The organism is Sphingomonas sp. UYEF23 (assembly GCF_040546165.1).
Classification (GTDB): domain Bacteria; phylum Pseudomonadota; class Alphaproteobacteria; order Sphingomonadales; family Sphingomonadaceae; genus Sphingomonas; species Sphingomonas glacialis.
In genome coordinates this window covers 575372-594628 of record NZ_JBEPNG010000001.1, presented here as the reverse complement: position 1 = coordinate 594628, position 19257 = coordinate 575372, and the positions used below count along the sequence as shown (strand labels likewise).

Sequence of the window (19257 nt, the reverse complement as noted above, 5' to 3'; positions counted from 1 at the left end):
TCGCGCACCCTGCATATAAACCATGTTAATTCCCGCAAGGCCGCAACCTTCTGGGACCTTTAAGACTATATCACCTTATAATAGACGGCTCTTGAGGTGCTGCGGCGCACAAAGAGCGCACACGAGGAAGAGATATTGTTGGATTTGAAGATGTTACGGCTCGTTGGCGATATTGTCATCGCGCAAGTCAGCGCCAATCGCGTCGCCAGCGGTGAAGTGCCCGAATTAATAAAGTCGGTTTACGCCTCAATGACGCAGCTTGGCGAAGCGCCGGCGGAAGCAGCCGCCGAAGCGCCCACGCCGGCCGTTTCGGTGCGCGCGAGCGTTCGTCCTGATTCGATCGCGTGCCTCGAATGCGGTGCGCGCTTCAAGGCGCTCAAGCGCCATCTGTCGGGCCACGGGCTGACGCCGGAAACCTATCGCGAGAAATGGTCGTTGCCCGAATCCTATCCGATGACCGCGGCCGACTATAGCGTCGTGCGCTCGGGCATGGCGAAGGCGAGCGGCCTCGGTCGCGTTCAGCGCTGACACCGCCCCCCTGACACCGGTACCATCGTGAGGCCTTGCCGTGGTCGCGCGGCGGCGGCAAAGCAGCGCGATGCGCACCACTTCCTCCACCGCGAGCGTGCGGCTATATTATCTCGACGAGAGCGACCCCGTTGCGCAGACGCTGTTCTACGGGTCGCTCGCCGACGCGATGGTCCTCGCGCGTCAACAGCCCGAAGATGTTCAGGCAGGGCTGTGGTTCGCGACCGATAACGACGTGGTGCCGTTCCTCGATATCGACGAGGGCTGAACGGTGAGCGCGACGCCAGCTATGGGACAGACCATGCCCGATCCTGATACCAGCCCGTCGCTCGCCACCGCGGATGCGTTGACGCATATCGACGCTGCGGGCCGGGCGCATATGGTCGATGTCAGCGAAAAGGCCGATACCGCACGCGTCGCCACCGCCGAGGGGCGACTGCACTGCACCGCGGAGACGCTCGACATCGTCCTGCGCGGCGAGGCGCCCAAGGGCGCGGTGGTGCAGACCGCCGAGCTTGCCGGGGTGATGGGGGCCAAGCAGACCAGCACGCTGATCCCGATGTGCCACCCGCTGCTGCTGACGAGCATCAAGGTGCGGATTGCGCCCGATCCCGCATTGCCGGGCTTTCGCGTCGAGGCGACCGTCAAGACCAAGGGGCAGACTGGAGTCGAGATGGAAGCATTGACCGCGGTCAGCGTCGCATGCCTGACCTTGTTCGACATGCTGAAAGCGGTCGACAAGACGATGCGGATCGAGGGGATCCAGGTGACGCACAAATCGGGTGGCCGCTCGGGCGTCTGGCAGGCGGACGCGGCGTGATCTCGTTCGACGCGGCGCTCGCGATCGTCGTTGCCGAGGCGAAGCCGCTCGCGGCGGAAACGGTTGCGCTCGGTGCGGCACTCGGGCGTGTGCTGGCCGAGCCGTGCGTCGCGCAGGTCGATGCGCCGCGCTCGGACATATCGGTGATGGACGGTTATGCGCTGCGCGACGCCGATCTCGCGCTGGGGGCACCGTTCCGCGTCATCGGCGCTGCCTATCCGGGCACGGCCTTCGACGGAGTGGTGCAGTCTGGCGCGTGTGTCAGGCTCTTCACGGGGGCCCCATTGCCGCAAGGCGCGGACCGTGTCGTCGTACAGGAGGATGTCGCGCGCGACGGCGATACGATGCGCGTCGTCGGGACACTTTCCGGCAAGCGCTACATCCGGCCGCATGGGTCGGATTTCCGCATGGGCGAAGTCCTGCTCCCCGCGGGCACCGTGCTCGGACCGCGCGCGTTGGTTGCGGCGGCGGGGGCGGATGTCGCGACGCTTGCGGTGTGGCGGCGTCCGCGGCTCAGCGTGATCAGCACGGGCGACGAGCTCGCCGAGCCGGGTCACGCGCGCGAGCGGACGGGGAGCATCCCGGAAAGCGCGTCCTATGGCGCGGCGGCGCTCGGCGAAGGCTGGGGCGCGCAGCTGATGGGGCGGTACCGCCTGCGCGATGACATTGCCGAGCTGACCGCAGGCGCGACCAAGGCGCTTGGCGAGGCCGATGTCGTCGTTGTCACCGGCGGGGCGTCGGTCGGCGAGAAGGATTATGCCAAGCAGATCTTCGTGTCGCTCGGGACCGAAATCCTGTTCTCGCGGATCGCGATCATGCCGGGCAAGCCGGTCTGGTTCGGCCGGCGCGGCGACCAGCTGGTGCTTGGGCTGCCGGGCAATCCCAGTTCGGCGATGGTCACCGCGCGTTTGTTCCTGACGACGCTGCTCGCAGGGCTGAGCGGTCGCGCGCCGTCGGCGGCGCTGCGCTGGCGGAGTGCGACGCTGACCGCGCCGCTCGATGCGGTGAGCGCGCGCGAGACCTTCGTGCGCGCGCGCTTCGACGGCGACGGCGTTGCGCCGCTCGCCAACCAGGATTCGGGGCTGCAGCGCGCGCTGGCCGAGGCCGATGTGCTGATCCGGCGGTTGCCGCATGCCGCCGCGGCACCGGCCGGGAGCACGGTGTCGGTGATCGACTTCTAGGCGGGCAGCGGACCGGGTTGCTCTCCCGCACGGAGCGCGCCATGCACGGTTTCGGCCATAGGAGTTTGACGATGCGCCCCCTCTTTCGCGTGCTCACCGTGTCGGTCGCCTTGCTTGCTGCGACCCCGGCGCTCGCGCGCGGGCCGCTCGTGCTCGCGGCGGCGAGCCTCCAGGAATCGATGAACGCCGCGGCAGATGCCTGGGCGGCGCAGCGGCATAAGCGGCCGGTCATTTCGTTCGGCGGCTCCTCGGCACTCGCGCGACAGATCGAGGCGGGGGCGCCGGCCGACCTGTTTGTGTCGGCCGACGAGGATTGGATGAACGCGCTGGCTAAGAAGGGCGCGATCGTGCCGGCGACCCGCGTGACGTTCCTCGGCAACCGGCTGGTGCTCGTCGCGCCAGCGGCAGTTGCGAAGCCAGTGACGATCAAGCGCGGCTTCGCGCTGGCGCAGTGGCTCGGCAGCGGGCGGCTCGCAATGGCGGACAGCGCGGTCCCGGCGGGGAAATACGGGCAAAAGGCGTTGACGGCGTTGGGCGTATGGAGCGCGGTCGCGCCCAAGGTTGCGCGCGGCGATACCGTGCGCTCGGCGCTCGCCTTGGTCGAGCGGGGCGCGGCGCCGTACGGCATCGTCTACGCCACCGACGCTTATGCCTCGAAGCGGGTGCGGATCGTCGGGGTGTTCCCCGCGGCGAGCCATCCGCCGATCACGTATCCGGTCGCGGTGCTCAAGGCCGCGCCGTCGCCAGCGGCGGCGGAGGGGTTCCGGCGCTTCCTGGTGTCGAGCGCGGGCAAGGCGATCTTCCGGCGCTACGGCTTCGTGGCACGCTGAGCGTCGCAGCGACGATGACCCCCGAGCTTTGGACGATCGTCTGGCTGTCGCTCAAGATCAGCCTCGTCGCGGTGCTGGTGACGCTGCCGATCGCGTTCGTGCTCGCGATGCTGCTCGCGCGGGCGCGGTTTCCGGGGAAGTTTCTGCTCGACGGGCTCGTCCATTTGCCGCTGGTATTGCCGCCGGTGGTGACGGGCTGGTTGTTGCTGCTGGCTTTCGCGCCGAACGGACCGCTCGGCGCGCCGCTTGCGGCGATCGGCGTGTCGCTGCTGTTCCGATGGACCGGGGCGGCGGTGGCGGCTGGGATCATGGCGCTGCCGCTGATGGTCCGCGCGATCCGGCTGTCGATCGAGGCGGTCGACCCGCGGCTCGAGGGTGCCGCGCGGACGCTCGGCGCGTCGCGGCTGCGCGTGTGGCGGACGATCACGATCCCGCTCGCGCTGCCGGGGATCGCGGCGGGTGCGGTGCTCGGGTTCGCGCGCTCGCTCGGCGAGTTCGGCGCGACGATCACCTTCGTCTCGAACATCCCGGGCGAAACGCAGACGCTGCCGATCGCGATCTATTCGGCGCTGCAGGTGCCGGGATCGGACCCGATGGTCGCGCGGCTGGCGGCGATCTCGGTGCTGCTGTCGCTGGCGGCGCTGGTGCTGTCGGAATGGCTCAGCCGCCGCGGGGGCGTCGACCATGTCTTTTGACGTCGACGTGCGGCATCGCTTCCGCTCTGGCACCGTCGCGGCGCTGGCCTTCCAGAGCGGGGCGGGGCTGACCGCGCTGTTCGGTCCGTCGGGCGCGGGCAAATCGAGCGCACTCGCGATGATCGCGGGGTTGCTCAGGCCGGATGCGGGGCATGTCCGCGTCGCGGGGCGCACGTTGTTCGATCGCACCACCAACGTTCCCGCCGAGCAGCGCCGTTGCGGCTATATCTTCCAGGATGCGCGGCTGTTCCCGCATTACCGCGTGCGCGCCAATCTGCTGTACGGCACTGGCCGTGCGGCAGGGGCAGGGATGACGCTCGACGAGGTGAGCGAACTGCTCGGCATCGCGCATCTGCTCGATCGCTGGCCGCGCACGCTGTCGGGGGGCGAGGCGCAGCGTGTCGCGATCGGGCGGGCGCTGCTGTCTGGGCCGGCATTCCTGCTGATGGACGAGCCGCTCGCCTCGCTCGACCGCGCGCGGCGGGCGGAGATCATGGTGTTAATCGAGCGTGTGCGCGACGAAGTCGGGCTGCCGATCCTGTATGTCAGCCACGACCGAAACGAGGTCGATCGGCTGGCGACGACGGTCGTCGATATGGGCGCGGGGTAAGCGATCCTCGATCGAAGCGAATACGTCACCCCGGCCTTGTGCCGGGGCCCACCGTTCCGCGCGCGCTTCGGCGGCACACTCGGGTCGCGGTAGACCCCGGCACAAGGCCGGGGTGACGGCGTAGGGTTAGTCGGCGACAATCCTAACGGGCACCGACTTCGCTGCCGGCACGAAGCTTTTCTCGGCATAATGCTCGACCGGCATCAGCACGTTGCACTCGGGATAATAGGCGCCGAGGCAACCGCGCGGGATATCGTACGGCGTTACGATCAACCCGTCGCGGCGGCGCGCGATGCCGTCGCCCGCATCGCTTTCGAGCGCGACGAGTTGCCCCTCCGAGAGTCCGGCATCCGCCATGTCGGCGGCGTGGATGAAGAGCACGTCGCGCGTCCCCTTCACGCCGCGGAAGCGATCGTGATAGCCGTAGATCGTCGTGTTGAACTGGTCGTTCGAGCGCAGCGTCATGAGCCGGAAGCGACCCTCGGCATCGTCGAATCCGGTGGCGCACAGCCCGCTCGGCGCGAGGAATTCGGCCTTGCCGCTCTCCGTCAGCCAGATCCGCTCGGACGCCTTGTTCCCCTTCCAATAGCCGCCGGGCCTGAACAACTTGTTGTTGAAATCGGGGAAGATCTTTGGATAGGTTTCCTCGATCGCGTCGCGGATCAGCGCGTAATTGCCGACCCAGGCGTCCCAGTCGACCTTGGGATTGGGGGGCAGGAGCTGCTTGGCGAGCGCACCGACGATCGCGGGTTCGGACAGCAGATGCTCGCTCGCCGGATGCGCCTTGCCGCGCGAGGCGTGGATGCAGCTCGTCGAATCCTCAACCGTCACGACTTGCGGGCCGCTTGCCTGCAAGTCGCTCTCGATCCGGCCGAGACAGGGGAGGAGATAGGTCACCTTGCCCGGGAAGAGGTGATTGCGGTTGAGCTTGGTCGCGATCTGGACCGACACGTCTAGCTTGGTCCAGGCGGCTTCCATCGGCTCGGTCTCGGGCACCGCGCGCAGGAAATTGCCGCCGAGCGCGATGAACGCCTTGACCGACCCGTCGATCACGCCGCGGCACGCCTCGACGGTGTTGAGGCCTTTCTCGCGCGGGGCGGTGAAGCCGTATTGCTTTTCGAGCTGGTCGACCGGCACGAGCTCGGTCTTCTCGGTGATGCCGACGGTGCGCTGCCCTTGCACGTTCGAATGGCCGCGCACCGGGGTCGGTCCGGCGCCGGGCTTGCCGATATTGCCGCGCATCAGCAGCAAATTGACGACCATGCGGACGTTCTCGACGCCCTTGACGTGCTGCGTCAGGCCCATGCCGTAGATCGCGAGCACTGCCTTCGCCTTGGCGTAGAGCCGCGCCGATTCGTCGAGTTCGGCCTTGGGCAGGCCCGATTCGTGGACGATCGCATCCCAGTCGGCGGCGCGGACCGAGGCGACGAAGGCGTCGAAGCCGTGCGTGTGCTCGGCGATGAAGGCGGTATCGAGCACGGGCGGCTTGCCCGCGGCGAGCGCTGCATCGTGCCATTCGACGAGGAACTTCGCGATCCCCATCATTGCCGCGAGATCGCCACCGGCCTTCACTTGATGATATTGCGTCGAGATGTTGGTCTCGCCGAGCGTCGCCATCTCGATCGGGTTCTGCGGGTCGGTGAAGCGCTCGAGCCCGCGTTCCTTCAGCGGGTTGAAGGTGACGATCTCGACCCCGCGCTTGCGGGCGCTGCGCAGGTCATGCAGCATTCGCGGCGCGTTCGACCCGACATTCTGCCCGAAAAACAGGATCATGTCGCATTTTTCGAAATCCTCGAGCCGCGTCGTGCCGACGGGAACGCCGATCGCCGCCTTGAGGCCGACCGAGGTCGATTCGTGGCACATGTTCGAACTGTCGGGCAGGTTCTGGTTGCCGTACATCCGCGCCATCAGGCCGTACATGTACGACGCCTCGAGGCTGGTGCGCCCCGAAGAGTAGAAGACCACCGACTTGGGATCCATCGGCTTGAGCGTCGCGCCGATCTCGGCGAACGCCTCGTCCCAGCTGCACGCGACATATTTGTCGGTCGCGGCATCGTAGCGCAGCGGATGCGTCAGGCGGCCGTTCTGCTCGAGGTCGTAATCCTTCCAGTCGCGCAGTTCGCTCAGCGTGTGCTGCTGGAAAAAATCGGGCGTGGTGCGGTAGCTGGTCAGCTCCCACGCGGTCGCCTTGGCGCCTTCCTCGCAGAATTCGACGGGGTGGAGATGCTTAGGCTTCGGCCAGGCGCAGCTGACGCACTGGAAGCCGTCGGGCTTGTTCTGGCGGACGAGTTCGCGCAGCGCCTCGGGGCCGACGCGTTCGCGCGGCAGGATCTCGGCGAGTGAACGGACCGAACCCCAGCCTCCGGCGGGCCCTTCGAACGGCTCGATTTCAGGGGCGTCCGACTTCTGCTTGACCATGACCGTTCCCGCATTTCGCCCGCACGACAGAGCGGACCTTTTCGCTGAACGATACCGCAACCGATTGGTTCACCCACAAAAGCGTACGATTTGCGCATCGCTTGCGCGCGATTGCGCATTTGGCGATGCCGATGGATCGGCTAGGGGAATGCGATGACGGATGCCTCCCTCGATCAGACGTTTGCGCAGATCCGCGCCGACGGCACGCACAGCGAAATCCGCCGCGCGGTCGCGGTCGAGCGGCCGATCGCGCTCGAGTTCAGCGGGGTCGGCTATGCCGTGATGATGGCGACGCCGACCGATCTCGCCGATTTCGCAACCGGTTTCGCCTTGAGCGAGCGGCTCATTCCTGGCGTCGAGGCAGTGCTCGGGATCGACGTGCATTCGCGCGCCGACGGCGACATCGTGCGCGTCGCGCTCGCGCCCGAGTGCGGACCCAATCTGCTCGAACGCGTGCGGCACCGCGTGTCCGAATCGTCGTGCGGGATGTGCGGGATAGAAAATCTCGAACAGGCGCTGCGCCCGTTGCCCGCCGTGACGGCGCAGAGCCGTGCCGACAGCGCCGCGCTGTTCCGCGGCTTGAACGCACTTCGCCCGCTCCAGCCGCTCAACCGTGCGACAGGCGCGGTCCATGCCGCGGCCTTGTGCTCGGCAGAGGGCGAAGTGCTGCTCGTCCGCGAGGATGTCGGGCGACACAATGCCTTCGACAAGCTGATCGGCGCGATGACGCGCGAGCGGCGCGGCTGGGATGGCGGGTTTGCCTTGCTCTCGTCGCGCTGCTCATACGAACTGGTCGAGAAAGCGGCATTGGCGAATTGCCCGCTCCTCGTGACGATCTCGGCGGCGACCGACCTTGCGTTGCGGCGTGCGGCGTCGTGCGATCTGCGCGTGGTGATGCTCGCGCGCAGCGATGCGGTGCTGGCGGCGCACGGCGCGGCATGACGCTGCTCGGTGCGATCCTCGCGGGTGGCCAGGCGACGCGGTTCGGGAGCGACAAGGCGCTCGCGCTGCTCGACGGGCAGACGCTGATCGCACATGCGGCAGCGGCGTTGCGGGCGGCGACCGATACGGTGATCGTCTGCGGGCGGACGACGGGGCCAGACGGGCTTGCCGCGATTCCCGATTGGCCGGCGCCGGATCTCGGGCCGCTTGGCGGCCTGTGCGCCGCGTTGCGGCACGCCGAAGCGCACGGGCATGACGCGGTGCTGTCGATCGGGTGCGATACGCCGTATCTTCCGACCGCACTTGTCGAGCGTTTGATGGCGGGCGGCGAAGCGCGGTTTTTGCGGCAGGCGCCGATCATCGGCTATTGGCCCGTCGCGCTGACCGAGCCCCTCTCGCACCATCTGACGCAGAGCGGAGATCGCGCGGTCTATCGTTGGGCGTCGCGTGTCGGCGCGGTGGCGATCGATGCGGGGGGTGATCTGCCCAACGTCAACCGCGCCGCCGATCTCGCGCGGCTCGCGGACCGGGCCGAATGAGCGACGCACCACGCCCCGCGCGGCCGAGTTTCGACGCCGCGCTCGCCATCATCCGCGAACAGTCGGCATCGCTCGGCGTCGAGACGGTCGGCCTGCTCGATGCGCTGCACCGCGTGACGGCGGGCGACGGGATCGCGGCGAGCGACTATCCCCGCTTCGATGCCGCGGCGATGGACGGCTTCGCGTTCGCCGCGGCCGATACGGTGGGCGCGACGCCCGAGCAGCCAGCGCATTTGCCGATCGCGGGATCGGTCCGCGCGGGCATCAGCCCGACCACGCACGCGCCGCGCACCGCGTGCCGGATCAGCACCGGCGCGCCGGTCCCGGCCGGGTGCGATTACGTTCTGCCGCATGAGGAAGCGCGGATCGAGCAGGGGGCGCTCGTCCTCGATCGCCCGCTGCTGCCGGGGCGGAACGTGCGGCGTCGCGGCGAGGATGCGGCCGCCGGTGCGCGCGTGCTGTCGCCGGGAACGCGGGTAACGCCCGAGGTCATCGGGGCGCTCGCTTGCTACGGGGTCGCGGCGCTGGATGTCGCGCGGCAACCCTCGATCACGCTGCTGCCGACCGGGGACGAACTGCTCGTGCCGCCGAGCGTCGCGCGGCCCGCCGCGATCTTCGACGCCAACAGCGTGATGCTCACGGCGCTGCTGCGCGAGCAGGGAATCGAACCGCTGCGCGCCGCGCCGGTCAGCGACGATGCCGGGCAACTCGAGCGCGCGATCGCGGCCGCGTCGGACAGCGCGATCGTCGTGACGACGGGCGGCGCTTCGGGCGGCGACCATGACCATCTCGGCCGGGCGCTGGCGCGGCTCGGCGCGCAGGTGCATTTCCACGGGGTGCGGATGCGGCCGGGCAAGCCCTTGCTGTTCGCGACGCTGCCGAATGGCACGCTGTTCTTCGGATTGCCGGGCAACCCGGTCGCGGCGTTGCTCGGCGCGCGCTTTTTCCTCGGCGCGGCGCTCCGCGTGATGAGCGGACTTCCGCCCGAATGCGGCGAAACGGTCGAGATCGACACCGATCGGCGACCCGACACGACGCTGTTCCTCAAGGCGTCGCGCGATGCCGCTGGAGCGATCCGGATCCTCGCCGATCAGCGATCGCACACGTTGCGCCCGCTGATCGAAGCGAATTGCTGGGTGGTCGCCGACACGACGCCCGACGGGGAGCGCCGCCGCGTCTATCCGCTGACCTGAGCGCTATTGGTACGCGCGCAGCGTCACGCCGATCACGCGCGGGTCGCTCGGCGTGCCGAGGATCAGCCCTGAATTGCCCGCCTGGATCGTCAGGTTCTGGATGTAGTCGGCGTTGAACACGTTGCGGACGAACACCGCGACTTCGAGGCCGGCGCGGGTCCGCACTGCCAGGCTCGCATTGGTGACGGTGTAGCCGTCGATCAGCGTGTATTTGGACAGGCTCGGATCGCCATAATAGCTGGTCCGCCAGCTCGAATCGGCATGGAGGATGACCGCCAGCGTGCCGACCGGCAACGTATAGTCGCCGCCGATCGTCTCGGACCATTTCGGCAGCCCGGCGAGCGGCCGCCCTGTCAGGTTGCAGGCGGCCGTCGCGGCGGTCTGGAGTTCGAGCGGGCAGGGGCCGGCGGGGTAGCGCGAGTATTGGCCATGCGCGTAGGCGAGGTTGCCGCGGAGCTGGAAACGGGGCGTGAGCGTGGCGGTGATGTCGGCCTCGACGCCCTTCACCGTGACCTTGGGGATGTTCGAGAGATAGCCGCGCAGCGCTACCGTCTGCGCGCTGTCGACGATCGTCGCCTGGAAATCGCGCACGGCGGTGGTGAAGCCCGCAAGATTGAAGGTCAGCCGCCGCTCGAACAGCGCCGCTTTGAGCCCGGCCTCATAGGTCGTGTTGAGCTCGGGCCGGATGACGGCGGTGGTCAGCACCGGCTGGTTGGCGGTGTCGAGCGGCAGTCCCGACAGGTTGATCCCGCCCGATTTGAAGCCGCGCGCATAGCTTGCGTACGCCAGCACTTGATCGGTCGCCTGCCAGGCGAGGTTCGCGCGGCCCGACAGGTTGCTTTCCGTGTCGTGTCCCGAATAGCTCTGCCCGCGCAGCACGCCGAGCTGTGCCGCGAGCAGCGCCGCGTTGGTGACGGTCGGTCCGCCGAAGGTATAGGCGCTGTAGCTGCCGTCCTTGACCTCATAGGTGTAGCGTAGGCCCCCGGTCAGCGTCAGGCGCGGCAGGAGCTTGTAGTTGAGTTCGGCGAAGGCGGCGTAGCTGTCTTCTTTGAGCCGGGTGTTGCCATCGGTGCCATAGCCGTCGAGCAGGTTCGCCGGCACCGCGACCGCCGCCGCGCCGGTTCCGGTGGTCGTGCCGATCAGATAGCGCGCCGCGGCGGGGCCGTAGATGCTGATCGGCTCGCCGGTGATCTTCTGGTCGAAGAAGTAGAGGCCGGCGACATAGCTCAGGCGGTGCTCGCCGTTCGAGGCGAGCCGCAGTTCCTGGCTGAACTGGTCCTGGCGCGAGGGGATGTGCTGCGTGATCTGGACCGGGATGCCGGTGTAATCGCGGTCGTTCGCCGCATCCCAGTTCCAGAAGCGCCACGCGCTGACCGAGGTGAGCGTGCCGATCTTGCCCAAGTTCCAGTCGGCGATAGCCGAGACGCCGCCCTCGTTCGTGTCGACGCCGAGTTGCGCGTCGATGTCGGTCTTGCGGTCGTACGGGTTGGTGCTCGGTGGTGCATAGCCAAATTGCGCGGCGAGCCCGGTCGGCCCGGCATATTGCCGCGTCGCGGCGCGCAGGCTCTGGCCGACGCGCAGATAGACCTGGGTGCAGCATTCGCTTTCGAAATTGGTGAAGTCGGCGCTAAGGCGGAGCTGGAAATCGCTGGTCGGCTTGAACAGCAATTGGCCGCGCACCGCCTGGTTGCCGATGCCGTTTTGCTTGGCGCCGGTGCGGACATTGTCGATCACGCCGTCGCGTCGCGTCGTCAGCCCCGCGATGCGAAAGGCGAGCGTATCGCCGATCAGCGGGCCCGAGGCGGACGCCTTGGCCTGGACGAAATTATAGCTGCCAACCGAGAGCGCCTCGCTCGCCTCGGGGCTGAAGCTTGGCGCTTTGCTGGTGATGCTGATCGCGCCCGCCGTCGTATTCTTGCCGAACAGCGTGCCTTGCGGCCCGCGCAGCACTTCGATCTGCGCGATGTCGGAAAAGTCGAACGCGGCGGTGGCGGGGCGGGCGTGATAGACTTGGTCGACATAGAAGCCGACGCCGGGCTCGAGCCCGTCATTCGCCTGACTCACCGCGACGACGCTGCTGCCGAGGCCGCGGATCGTGAAGGCGGTGTTGCGCGGATTGGCCGAGCTGTAGTTGAGCGCCGGAACGAGCAGGCTGAGCTGGTTGGTGTTGACGGTGTACGACCGCTCGATCAGTGCGCCGCCCACCACCGAAATCGCGAGCGGGACCTTTTCGAGATCCTCGCTGCGGCGGCGCGCGGTGACGGTGATGTCGGCCGTGCCCTCCGCGCTGTTGTCCAGGGCGGGGACAGCGGGCGGCGCATCCTTGGCCGATGCGACGGTCGGCATGGCACTGCACAGGGCCGCCGCCGAAATGGTGGCGGCCATGATCAACACTCGCATTCGCAAAACCCCTTACGCGCCACATTCGGCTCGCTGCGAATCGCTGTATACCGTCGAATATAGCGAGCGGAAGTCAATTTGTCGGTCGGTGCGTTTTCGCGCGAAGGGAGGTGGCATGACGCTGGCTTCGGTCTTACGTGACGACCCAGAAACACGCGCCGCGATCGTCGGTTCGGCGCTGATGGTGACGTGGCATGAAACTCGATCTGCTCTATTTTTCCTGGGTGCGCGAAGCGGTCGGCCGTGATGGTGAGGTCGTCGAGCTGCCGACGGAGGTCGCAACGGTCGACGATTTGCTCGCCTGGCTGGCAGCGCGGGGCGAGGGCTATGGCGTGTTCGCCACCACCGAGCGCCTGCGCTGCGCGATCGACCAGACCTTCGCGCCGCTGTCGACGCCGATCGGCGACGCGCGCGAAGTCGCGATCTTCCCGCCGGTGACGGGCGGATGAGCATCCTGATCGGCGTCCAGCAGGCGGATTTCATCCCCGCGACCGAACTCGAACGGCTCGAGGCGCTGGGCGGTGGCGCGGTGGCGAGTTTCACCGGCATCGTCCGCGCTGACGCCGTCGACACCGTCGCGCTCGAACTCGAAACCTATCCCGCGATGGCAGAGCAGGCGCTGCGCGCGATCGCGCAGACCGCGACCGAGCGCTGGCCGTTGCTCGGCGTGACGATGATCCACCGCTACGGCCGGCTGCCGGTCGGTGCGCGGATCGTGCTGGTCGGTACCGCCTCGCGGCATCGCGGCGCGGCGATGGAGGCCTGCGCCTTCCTGATCGACTGGGCGAAGACCGCCGCGCCGTTCTGGAAAAAGGAATGGCAGAGCGACGGCGCGGCGCATTGGGTCGAGCCGCGTGCTGCCGATGACGCCGCTGCGGCAGCGTGGGCCTCGCGCGAGCCGAAATAAGCGCTGATCTGGTGCGTGCGCGGCAAGATCGCGTGACGGACGCTGGTCTTCTGCCGTAAAGCAGCGGTGCCGATGACTCGCCACGACCAGGCGACTCACCATCGGCCGGGCGAGCGCGGAAATGCCGCGGCCTGGATCCTGAGGCGAGGTGCTGAATGCAATTCACGATCAACGACCGGCCCGTCGAGGTCGAGGTCGACCTCCGCACCTCGCTGCTCGATCTGCTCCGCGAACATCTCGGCCTGATGGGCAGCAAGAAGGGCTGCAACCAGGGTGCATGCGGCGCTTGCACCGTGCTCGTCGATGGCGAGCGAATCAATTCCTGCCTCGCGCTCGCGGTGCAGTATCAGGGCCGCGCGATTACCACGGTCGAGGGTTTGGCCGATGCCGACGGGCTGCACCCGCTCCAGCGCGCGTTCATCGCGCATGACGGGTTCCAGTGCGGCTATTGCACGCCAGGCCAGCTGTGCTCGGCGGTGGCGATGGCCGACGAGATCGCGCGCGGTATCCCAAGCCATGTCACGGGCGACCTCACCGCCGCGACGATCGCGCTCGACCATGACGAACTGCGCGAGCGGATGAGCGGCAATCTGTGCCGCTGCGGCGCGTATAACGGCATCGTCGCGGCGATCGCGGAGACCTATGCTGCCGCGCCCGCACGGCAGGAGGAAGCGGCATGACCCCGTTCAGCTATGCCCGCGCCGAAGACGTGGCGGGCGCGATCGCGCTTGCAGGCGCCACGCCGGATACGAAATATCTGGGCGGCGGGACTAATTTGGTCGATCTGATGCGCGAGACGATCGAGCGGCCGGCGGCGCTGGTCGACGTGACCGGCCTGTCGCGCGAGATCATGGTCGGCGCCGATGGCGGCGTGGTGATCGGCGCGGGGGTGACCAACACCGCGCTCGCGGCCGACCGCACGATCCGCGCGAACTATCCGATGCTGTCGCGCGCGATCCTGGCGGGGGCGAGCGCGCAGATCCGCAACGTCGCGACCGTCGGCGGGAACCTCCTCCAGCGCACCCGCTGCGGCTATTTCTACGACGACGCAGCGCGCTGCAACAAGCGCGCGCCCGGCGCGGGGTGCGACGCGATCGACGGGTTCAACCGCATCCATGCGATCCTGGGTGCGTCGCCGTCGTGTGTCGCGACGCATCCCTCGGACATGTGCGTTGCGCTGGCGGCGCTCGATGCGCAGGTGCGCGTGGCGGGGCCGGGCGGCGAGCGGACCATCGCACTGGTTGATTTGCATCGCTTGCCGGGCAGCACGCCCGAGCGCGATACCGAACTTCAGCCGGGTGAGCTGATCGTGTCGGTCGCGCTGCCCGCACTCCCATTCGCGGCGCACTCGACCTATCGCAAGGTCCGCGACCGCGCGAGCTATGCCTTTGCGCTCGTCTCGGTCGCCGCGGCCCTCGAGACTGAGAACGGCACGATCAAGGAGGTCCGCATCGCGCTCGGCGGCGTGGCGCACAAGCCGTGGCGGGCGTTCAAGGCCGAAGCCGCTTTGCGCGGTCAGGTGTCAAGCGAAGCGAACGTCCGCGCCGCGGCCGAGCTGGAACTGGCCGACGCCGCGGGCCTTCGCGACAACGGCTTCAAGATCGAACTGACCAAGCGCGCGATCGTCGCGACCCTCGCCGAACTGAGCGGAGAGCAGGCATGAGCATCATCGAAAACGCCACGCAGCTCGCGCAGGGCGCGATGCAGGCGGAGATGAAGAAAGCAGTCGAGCTCGCGCCCGACAGCTGGGTGCCGGGCGGCGTTCCTGATCCGCTGATCGCGCACAAGCACGGGCTCGTCGGCACGCAGGTGTCGCGGCTCGACGGGCCGTTGAAGGTCACGGGCGCGGCGCGTTTCGCCGCTGAATTCCCGCTCGAGGACCTGGTCTACGCCGCGCTCGCCTATAGCACGATTCCGAAGGGGCGGATCGCCACGCTCGACGTTGCTGCGGCCGAGGCGCTGCCCGGTGTGGTGCTGGTCATGACCTACAAGACCGCGCCGCGGCTCAACCCGACGCCGGTAATGATGACCGCGCCGAAGGCGGTTGGTGGTGACAGGTTGCCCGTGATGCAGGATGACCGCATCCATTGGAATGGCGAACCGGTCGCGGTGGTGCTCGCGCAAACGCAGGAGCAGGCCGATCATGCCGCGTCGCTGATCGCGGTCACGTACGAGACCGAGATCGCGATGACGCGGTTCGAGGACGCCAAGGCCGATCGCAAGAACGCGGCGTTCATGGGCGCGCCGATGCTGCTCGAGATCGGTGATGCGGAGACCGCGCTCGCCGCGGCGCCGCACAGCGTCGACCGCACCTATCGCACGCCGCGCCACAGCCACAATCCGATCGAACTCCACGGCGCGACACTGGTCTGGCAGGGCGACGACCTGATCCTCCACGACGCGTCGCAATGCGTCGCGCACGTCGCCTGGACGCTCGCGCAGGTGTTCGGCATCGATGAGGCGCAGGTCCACGTGACCTCGCCCTATGTCGGCGGCGGTTTCGGCAGCAAGACGCTGTGGAACCACCAGATCCTGGCGGCCGCCGCCGCCAAGCTTGCCGGGCGGCCGGTGCGTATCATGCTGTCGCGTGAGGGCGTCTACCGGATGGTCGGCGGGCGCACGCTGACCGAGCAGCGCGTCGCGATCGGCGCGCAGGCCGATGGGCATTTCGATGCGCTGATCCACACCGGCGTCGTCGCGATGACGTCGCACAACAACATGCCCGAGCCGTTCATCCTGCCGACGCGCTCGGCCTATGCCGCCGGGAGCTTTCTCCTCAACGTCAAAGCGGTCGAGCTCGACATGCTCGCCAACACCTTCATGCGCGCGCCGGGCGAATCGGTCGGGACCTTCGCGCTCGAGAGCGCGGTCGACGAACTGGCGGCCCAACTCGGCGTCGATCCGATCGCGCTGCGCGAGACGAACGAGCCCGAGACCAACCCGACGACGGGCACGCCCTTCTCGTCGCGCAACATCGTCGCGGCGTATCGCAGCGGCGCCGAGCGCTTTGGGTGGGACAAGCGCAACGCCACGCCAGGAACGCGGCGTGAGGGCGAGTGGCTGGTCGGTATGGGCTGCGCGACCGCGACCTATCCTTACTACCGCATGCCCGGTGGGGCTGCGCGGCTGACGCTGACCAAGGATGGCCACGCCACGGTCGAGATCGCCGCGCACGAAATGGGGATGGGGACCGCGACGACGCACACCATGGTGCTCGCCGAACGCCTCGGGCTGCCGATGGACAAGGTCACGTTCCTGTACGGCGATTCGAAGATGCCGGGGACGGTGATGGCAGGCGGATCGCAGCAGACCGCGTCGATCGGCGCGGCGGTGATCGCGGCGCAGACCGCGCTGTTCACCGAATTGCTCAAGCTGGCGGGCAACGATTCGCCGCTCGCCGGGCTCAAGCCGAGCGAAGTCGGCGGGTATGAGGGTGGCCTGTGCAAGCTCGACGCTCCGAGCGCGTGCGAAAGCTATGTCTCGATCCTGTCGCGCGCGCAGCGTGACGCGGTCAGCGTCGAGGCCGCGGGCTCGGCCCCGCTCGAGACGCAGCATTGGTCGATGCACTCGTACGGCGCGATGTTCGCCGAGGTCCGCGTCAATACGGTGACCGGCGAGGTGCGCGTCAGCCGCTTCCTCGGCTCGTTCGATTGCGGCAAGATCCTCAATCCCAAGACCGCGACGAGCCAGTTCCGTGGCGGCATCATCATGGGGCTCGGCATGGCGCTGATGGAGGAGACGCAATTCGACGAGCGGACCGGGCGCGTGATGAACCCGAGCCTCGCCGAATATCATGTGCCGGTCCATATGGACGTGCCCGAGATCGAGGTGATCTGGACCGACATCGCCGACCCGCACGCCCCGATGGGCGCGCACGGCATCGGCGAGATCGGCATTACCGGCGTCGCTGCGGCGGTGGCGAACGCGGTGTTCAACGCGACCGGAAAGCGCGTTCGCGATCTGCCGATCACGCTCGACAAGCTGATGTAAGATCGACACTTGCGGCGGGCAGCGCCTCCCGCAGAGCGGTGAGGATGAAGCGACTCTTCACCCGTTCGCCCTGAGCCTGTCGAAGGGCCGGTCTCCCAATGGGACCCGCGCGCTTGTGCGGATGGCAGGGCTCCGACAGGCGCAGCCCGAACGGAGTAGGGGGCCGCGCGTGCAATCCGGCGACGTTACCCCCGCGCGTGCAGCGCCTTGACCATCCCCGCGGCGACCGACAACGCGATTTCGCTCGCGCCGATCGCGTTGATGTCGATCCCGGCCGGCCCGTCGATCCGGTCCAGATCGTCCTGGCCGAAGCCCGCCGCGGCCAATCGCTCGAGCCGCGCGGCATGGCTGCGGCGCGAGCCGAGCGCGGCGATATAGCCGGTCTCGGCCGAGAGCGCCGCGATCAGCGCGGGATCGTCGATCTTGGGGTCGTGGCTGAGCGTGATCACCGCGGTCGACGGGCCGGGATTGTATGCCGCGACGGCTTCGTCGGGCCAGCGATCGTCGAGCGTCACGCCGGGAAAGCGCTCCTCGGTCAAAAAGCGCGTGCGCGGGTCGATCACCGTCGCCTTGACACCGAGCGTCTCGGAAATCTGCGCGAGCGCCTGCGCGATCTGTACGGCACCGACGATCAGCACCTGGCGCGGCGCGGCATAGGTGTTGGCGAAGATACCGTCGCCCGGCATCGGCGAGAGGCTGCTGCGCCCGGTCGCCAGATCGGTATAGACCGTCACGCCGCGACCGGACCCTTGCGCATGCTCGATTGCGTCGAACAGCGCGGGCGAGAAGCCCGCGTCGGACACCGGCTGGACGAGCACTTCGATCGTCCCGCCGCACGGCAAGCCGACTTCCCACGCCGAGCCGTCGGCGACGCCGTATTGGCGGCGTTCGGGCGTCCCGCGCGCGATTACATCGGCGGCGAGCGCGAGCACGTCGCCTTCGACGCACCCACCCGAAACCGAGCCTTCGAGCCGACCGTCGGCATGGACGAGCATATGGCTGCCGCGCGGGCGCGGCGCCGATCCCCAGGTCGAGATGACCGTGGCGATCGCCATCGGTGCCCCGCGCCAGGCTGCAAATGCCGCCAGCGCCGTCTCGTTATCGGCCATCGTGTCAGCCCCCCGTGACGCTCATGTGCCGCCCGACCGCGGGCGCGGCGTTGCGGTCGCCGATCTCGAAGGCATGGCGCAGCGGCTTGGTCAGCAAGGCGGCGTCGATCGCCGCATCGAGCGCGGCGGGGCCGCCCTCGCGCAGCACCTGCTTCAAGTCCATCTTGTCGTCATGGCCGAGGCACATGTAGAGCCGCCCCGACGCGGTCAGCCGCACGCGGTTGCAGCCTTCGCAGAAATTGTTGGTGAGCGGGGTGATCAGGCCGAGCCGCGTCCCCGTCTCGCGCACACGGACGTAGCGCGCCGGGCCGCCGGTGCGATGATCGTCGCGCTCGAGCGTGAAGCGCGCCTCGAGCCGCTCGCGAACGACGTCGAGCGGGAGGTAGCGATCGGTGCGGTCCTCATCGACCACGCCGAGCGGCATCGTCTCGATCAGCGTGAGGTCGAAACCGTGCGTGCCGCACCAGCGGATCATCGGTTCGATCTCGTCCTCGTTCGCACCTTTCAGCGCGACCATGTTGATCTTGATCGACAGTCCCGCCGCCTTGCCCGCGGCGATGCCGTCGAGCACTTCGGCAAGGTTGCCGGTCCGCGTGATATGGCGGAAATTGTCGGGATCGAGGCTGTCGAGGCTGACATTGACGCGCCGCACACCCGCCGCGAACAGCGCCTCGGCATGCTGCGACAGCCGTGTCGCATTGGTGGTGAGCGTCATCTCGTCGAGCGCACCCGTCGCGATATGCCGACCGATATAGCGCGCGAGATCGTCGACGCCGCGCCGCACCAGCGGTTCGCCGCCGGTTAGCCGGATCTTGCGCACGCCACGCGCGATGAAGGCATCGGCGACCGCGCCCATTTCCTCGATCGTCAGGACTTCCTTGCGCGGCAGGAACGTCATCGCCTCGCTCATGCAATAGCGGCAGCGCAGATCGCAGCGGTCGGTCACCGACAACCGCAGATAGGTGATCCGGCGGCCGAAGCTGTCGGTGAGCGGGCGGGGCGGGGGGGTGTCGGGGCGGATGTTCGACATCGGAGATGGGAAACTCATGGGGGACGGCGAACGGGGACGGACGACGGTCAGTGGTACTATTTAGG

General features: G+C 68.1%; 19 protein-coding genes. 15 read left to right on the top strand and 4 right to left on the bottom strand.

Annotation, left to right across the window (positions count from 1 at the left end; translation table 11 throughout):
* Positions 1-150: 150 nt before the first annotated feature.
* The 7 genes from ABIB28_RS02835 (at position 151) to ABIB28_RS02805 (ending at position 4664) form a co-directional block, all read left to right on the top strand.
* Positions 151-528 (top strand): Ros/MucR family transcriptional regulator, encoded by a 378-nt coding sequence (locus ABIB28_RS02835; protein WP_133188967.1) that lies wholly within the window; start codon positions 151-153, stop codon positions 526-528.
* Positions 529-598: 70 nt separating this feature from the next.
* A complete protein-coding gene (locus ABIB28_RS02830; RefSeq protein WP_354286201.1) occupies positions 599-796 on the top strand; it encodes a hypothetical protein in 198 nt (65 codons plus the stop codon).
* 33 nt (positions 797-829) lie between these two features.
* On the top strand, positions 830-1348 hold the full coding sequence (moaC, locus tag ABIB28_RS02825; RefSeq protein WP_354286199.1) for a cyclic pyranopterin monophosphate synthase MoaC: 519 nt from the start codon (positions 830-832) through the stop codon (positions 1346-1348).
* Positions 1345-2529 (top strand): molybdopterin molybdotransferase MoeA, encoded by a 1185-nt coding sequence (locus ABIB28_RS02820; RefSeq protein WP_354286197.1) that lies wholly within the window; start codon positions 1345-1347, stop codon positions 2527-2529. Before moaC ends, ABIB28_RS02820 begins: the two co-directional genes overlap by 4 nt.
* A 71-nt stretch (positions 2530-2600) precedes the next feature.
* Entirely contained in the window at positions 2601-3359 is a 759-nt protein-coding gene (modA, locus tag ABIB28_RS02815) for a molybdate ABC transporter substrate-binding protein (protein WP_354286195.1), read from the top strand.
* Between the two features lie 14 nt (positions 3360-3373).
* The gene (gene modB / locus ABIB28_RS02810; RefSeq protein ID WP_354286193.1) at positions 3374-4054 is read left to right on the top strand and encodes a molybdate ABC transporter permease subunit; all 681 of its coding nucleotides are present in this window, start codon (positions 3374-3376) and stop codon (positions 4052-4054) included.
* The gene (locus ABIB28_RS02805) at positions 4044-4664 is read left to right on the top strand and encodes an ATP-binding cassette domain-containing protein (RefSeq protein ID WP_354286191.1); all 621 of its coding nucleotides are present in this window, start codon (positions 4044-4046) and stop codon (positions 4662-4664) included. Before modB ends, ABIB28_RS02805 begins: the two co-directional genes overlap by 11 nt.
* A 126-nt stretch (positions 4665-4790) precedes the next feature.
* On the opposite strand, the gene ABIB28_RS02800 is transcribed toward ABIB28_RS02805, so the two are convergent.
* Complete coding sequence (locus ABIB28_RS02800; RefSeq protein WP_354286189.1) at positions 4791-7082, bottom strand: FdhF/YdeP family oxidoreductase; 2292 nt, start codon at positions 7080-7082, stop codon at positions 4791-4793.
* Positions 7083-7235: 153 nt separating this feature from the next.
* On the opposite strand from ABIB28_RS02800, the gene fdhD reads away from it, so the two are divergent.
* The 3 genes from fdhD to ABIB28_RS02785 are packed head-to-tail and all read left to right on the top strand — an operon-like array spanning position 7236 to position 9756.
* Positions 7236-8024, top strand: coding sequence for a formate dehydrogenase accessory sulfurtransferase FdhD (gene fdhD, locus ABIB28_RS02795; RefSeq protein ID WP_354286187.1), 789 nt, complete (start codon positions 7236-7238; stop codon positions 8022-8024).
* The gene (locus ABIB28_RS02790) at positions 8021-8563 is read left to right on the top strand and encodes a molybdenum cofactor guanylyltransferase (protein ID WP_354286185.1); all 543 of its coding nucleotides are present in this window, start codon (positions 8021-8023) and stop codon (positions 8561-8563) included. Before fdhD ends, ABIB28_RS02790 begins: the two co-directional genes overlap by 4 nt.
* A complete protein-coding gene (locus tag ABIB28_RS02785) occupies positions 8560-9756 on the top strand; it encodes a molybdopterin molybdotransferase MoeA (RefSeq protein ID WP_354286182.1) in 1197 nt (398 codons plus the stop codon). The genes ABIB28_RS02790 and ABIB28_RS02785 overlap by 4 nt, the downstream gene beginning before the upstream one ends.
* 3 nt (positions 9757-9759) lie before the next feature.
* On the opposite strand, the gene ABIB28_RS02780 is transcribed toward ABIB28_RS02785, so the two are convergent.
* Positions 9760-12141 carry a TonB-dependent receptor gene (locus tag ABIB28_RS02780; protein WP_354286181.1) on the bottom strand — a complete coding sequence of 794 codons (2382 nt, stop codon included), beginning with the start codon at positions 12139-12141 and terminating at the stop codon, positions 9760-9762.
* 209 nt (positions 12142-12350) lie between these two features.
* On the opposite strand from ABIB28_RS02780, the gene moaD reads away from it, so the two are divergent.
* The 5 genes from moaD (at position 12351) to ABIB28_RS02755 (ending at position 17053) form a co-directional block, all read left to right on the top strand.
* Complete coding sequence (gene moaD, locus ABIB28_RS02775; RefSeq protein ID WP_354286179.1) at positions 12351-12605, top strand: molybdopterin converting factor subunit 1; 255 nt, start codon at positions 12351-12353, stop codon at positions 12603-12605.
* The gene (locus ABIB28_RS02770) at positions 12602-13063 is read left to right on the top strand and encodes a molybdenum cofactor biosynthesis protein MoaE (protein WP_354286177.1); all 462 of its coding nucleotides are present in this window, start codon (positions 12602-12604) and stop codon (positions 13061-13063) included. The genes moaD and ABIB28_RS02770 overlap by 4 nt, the downstream gene beginning before the upstream one ends.
* Before the next feature lie 155 nt (positions 13064-13218).
* Positions 13219-13743, top strand: coding sequence for a 2Fe-2S iron-sulfur cluster-binding protein (locus ABIB28_RS02765; protein WP_354286175.1), 525 nt, complete (start codon positions 13219-13221; stop codon positions 13741-13743).
* Positions 13740-14726 carry an FAD binding domain-containing protein gene (locus ABIB28_RS02760; RefSeq protein ID WP_354286174.1) on the top strand — a complete coding sequence of 329 codons (987 nt, stop codon included), beginning with the start codon at positions 13740-13742 and terminating at the stop codon, positions 14724-14726. Before ABIB28_RS02765 ends, ABIB28_RS02760 begins: the two co-directional genes overlap by 4 nt.
* A complete protein-coding gene (locus ABIB28_RS02755; RefSeq protein ID WP_354286173.1) occupies positions 14723-17053 on the top strand; it encodes a xanthine dehydrogenase family protein molybdopterin-binding subunit in 2331 nt (776 codons plus the stop codon). The genes ABIB28_RS02760 and ABIB28_RS02755 overlap by 4 nt, the downstream gene beginning before the upstream one ends.
* Before the next feature lie 185 nt (positions 17054-17238).
* Here ABIB28_RS02755 and ABIB28_RS02750 read toward each other — a convergent pair whose 3' ends face one another.
* Together ABIB28_RS02750 and moaA are read right to left on the bottom strand one after the other, a co-directional pair.
* On the bottom strand, positions 17239-18162 hold the full coding sequence (locus ABIB28_RS02750) for an XdhC family protein (protein WP_354286171.1): 924 nt from the start codon (positions 18160-18162) through the stop codon (positions 17239-17241).
* Between the two features lie 4 nt (positions 18163-18166).
* On the bottom strand, positions 18167-19210 hold the full coding sequence (moaA, locus tag ABIB28_RS02745; RefSeq protein WP_502958191.1) for a GTP 3',8-cyclase MoaA: 1044 nt from the start codon (positions 19208-19210) through the stop codon (positions 18167-18169).
* Between the last annotated feature and the right edge of the window lie 47 nt (positions 19211-19257).

What these genes read in the sequence shown, in the direction of transcription:
- ABIB28_RS02835 (WP_133188967.1), top strand. Translation starts at nt 151, where the DNA reads ATGTTACGGCTCGTTGGCGATATTGTCATCGCGCAAGTCAGCGCCAAT.
- ABIB28_RS02830 (WP_354286201.1), top strand. Translation starts at nt 599, where the DNA reads ATGCGCACCACTTCCTCCACCGCGAGCGTGCGGCTATATTATCTCGAC.
- moaC (WP_354286199.1), top strand. Translation starts at nt 830, where the DNA reads ATGCCCGATCCTGATACCAGCCCGTCGCTCGCCACCGCGGATGCGTTG.
- modA (WP_354286195.1), top strand. Translation starts at nt 2,601, where the DNA reads ATGCGCCCCCTCTTTCGCGTGCTCACCGTGTCGGTCGCCTTGCTTGCT.
- modB (WP_354286193.1), top strand. Translation starts at nt 3,374, where the DNA reads ATGACCCCCGAGCTTTGGACGATCGTCTGGCTGTCGCTCAAGATCAGC.
- ABIB28_RS02805 (WP_354286191.1), top strand. Translation starts at nt 4,044, where the DNA reads ATGTCTTTTGACGTCGACGTGCGGCATCGCTTCCGCTCTGGCACCGTC.
- ABIB28_RS02800 (WP_354286189.1), bottom strand. Translation starts at nt 7,082, where the DNA reads ATGGTCAAGCAGAAGTCGGACGCCCCTGAAATCGAGCCGTTCGAAGGG.
- fdhD (WP_354286187.1), top strand. Translation starts at nt 7,236, where the DNA reads ATGACGGATGCCTCCCTCGATCAGACGTTTGCGCAGATCCGCGCCGAC.
- ABIB28_RS02790 (WP_354286185.1), top strand. Translation starts at nt 8,021, where the DNA reads ATGACGCTGCTCGGTGCGATCCTCGCGGGTGGCCAGGCGACGCGGTTC.
- ABIB28_RS02785 (WP_354286182.1), top strand. Translation starts at nt 8,560, where the DNA reads ATGAGCGACGCACCACGCCCCGCGCGGCCGAGTTTCGACGCCGCGCTC.
- ABIB28_RS02780 (WP_354286181.1), bottom strand. Translation starts at nt 12,141, where the DNA reads ATGGCCGCCACCATTTCGGCGGCGGCCCTGTGCAGTGCCATGCCGACC.
- moaD (WP_354286179.1), top strand. Translation starts at nt 12,351, where the DNA reads ATGAAACTCGATCTGCTCTATTTTTCCTGGGTGCGCGAAGCGGTCGGC.
- ABIB28_RS02770 (WP_354286177.1), top strand. Translation starts at nt 12,602, where the DNA reads ATGAGCATCCTGATCGGCGTCCAGCAGGCGGATTTCATCCCCGCGACC.
- ABIB28_RS02765 (WP_354286175.1), top strand. Translation starts at nt 13,219, where the DNA reads ATGCAATTCACGATCAACGACCGGCCCGTCGAGGTCGAGGTCGACCTC.
- ABIB28_RS02760 (WP_354286174.1), top strand. Translation starts at nt 13,740, where the DNA reads ATGACCCCGTTCAGCTATGCCCGCGCCGAAGACGTGGCGGGCGCGATC.
- ABIB28_RS02755 (WP_354286173.1), top strand. Translation starts at nt 14,723, where the DNA reads ATGAGCATCATCGAAAACGCCACGCAGCTCGCGCAGGGCGCGATGCAG.
- ABIB28_RS02750 (WP_354286171.1), bottom strand. Translation starts at nt 18,162, where the DNA reads ATGGCCGATAACGAGACGGCGCTGGCGGCATTTGCAGCCTGGCGCGGG.
- moaA (WP_502958191.1), bottom strand. Translation starts at nt 19,210, where the DNA reads ATGAGTTTCCCATCTCCGATGTCGAACATCCGCCCCGACACCCCCCCG.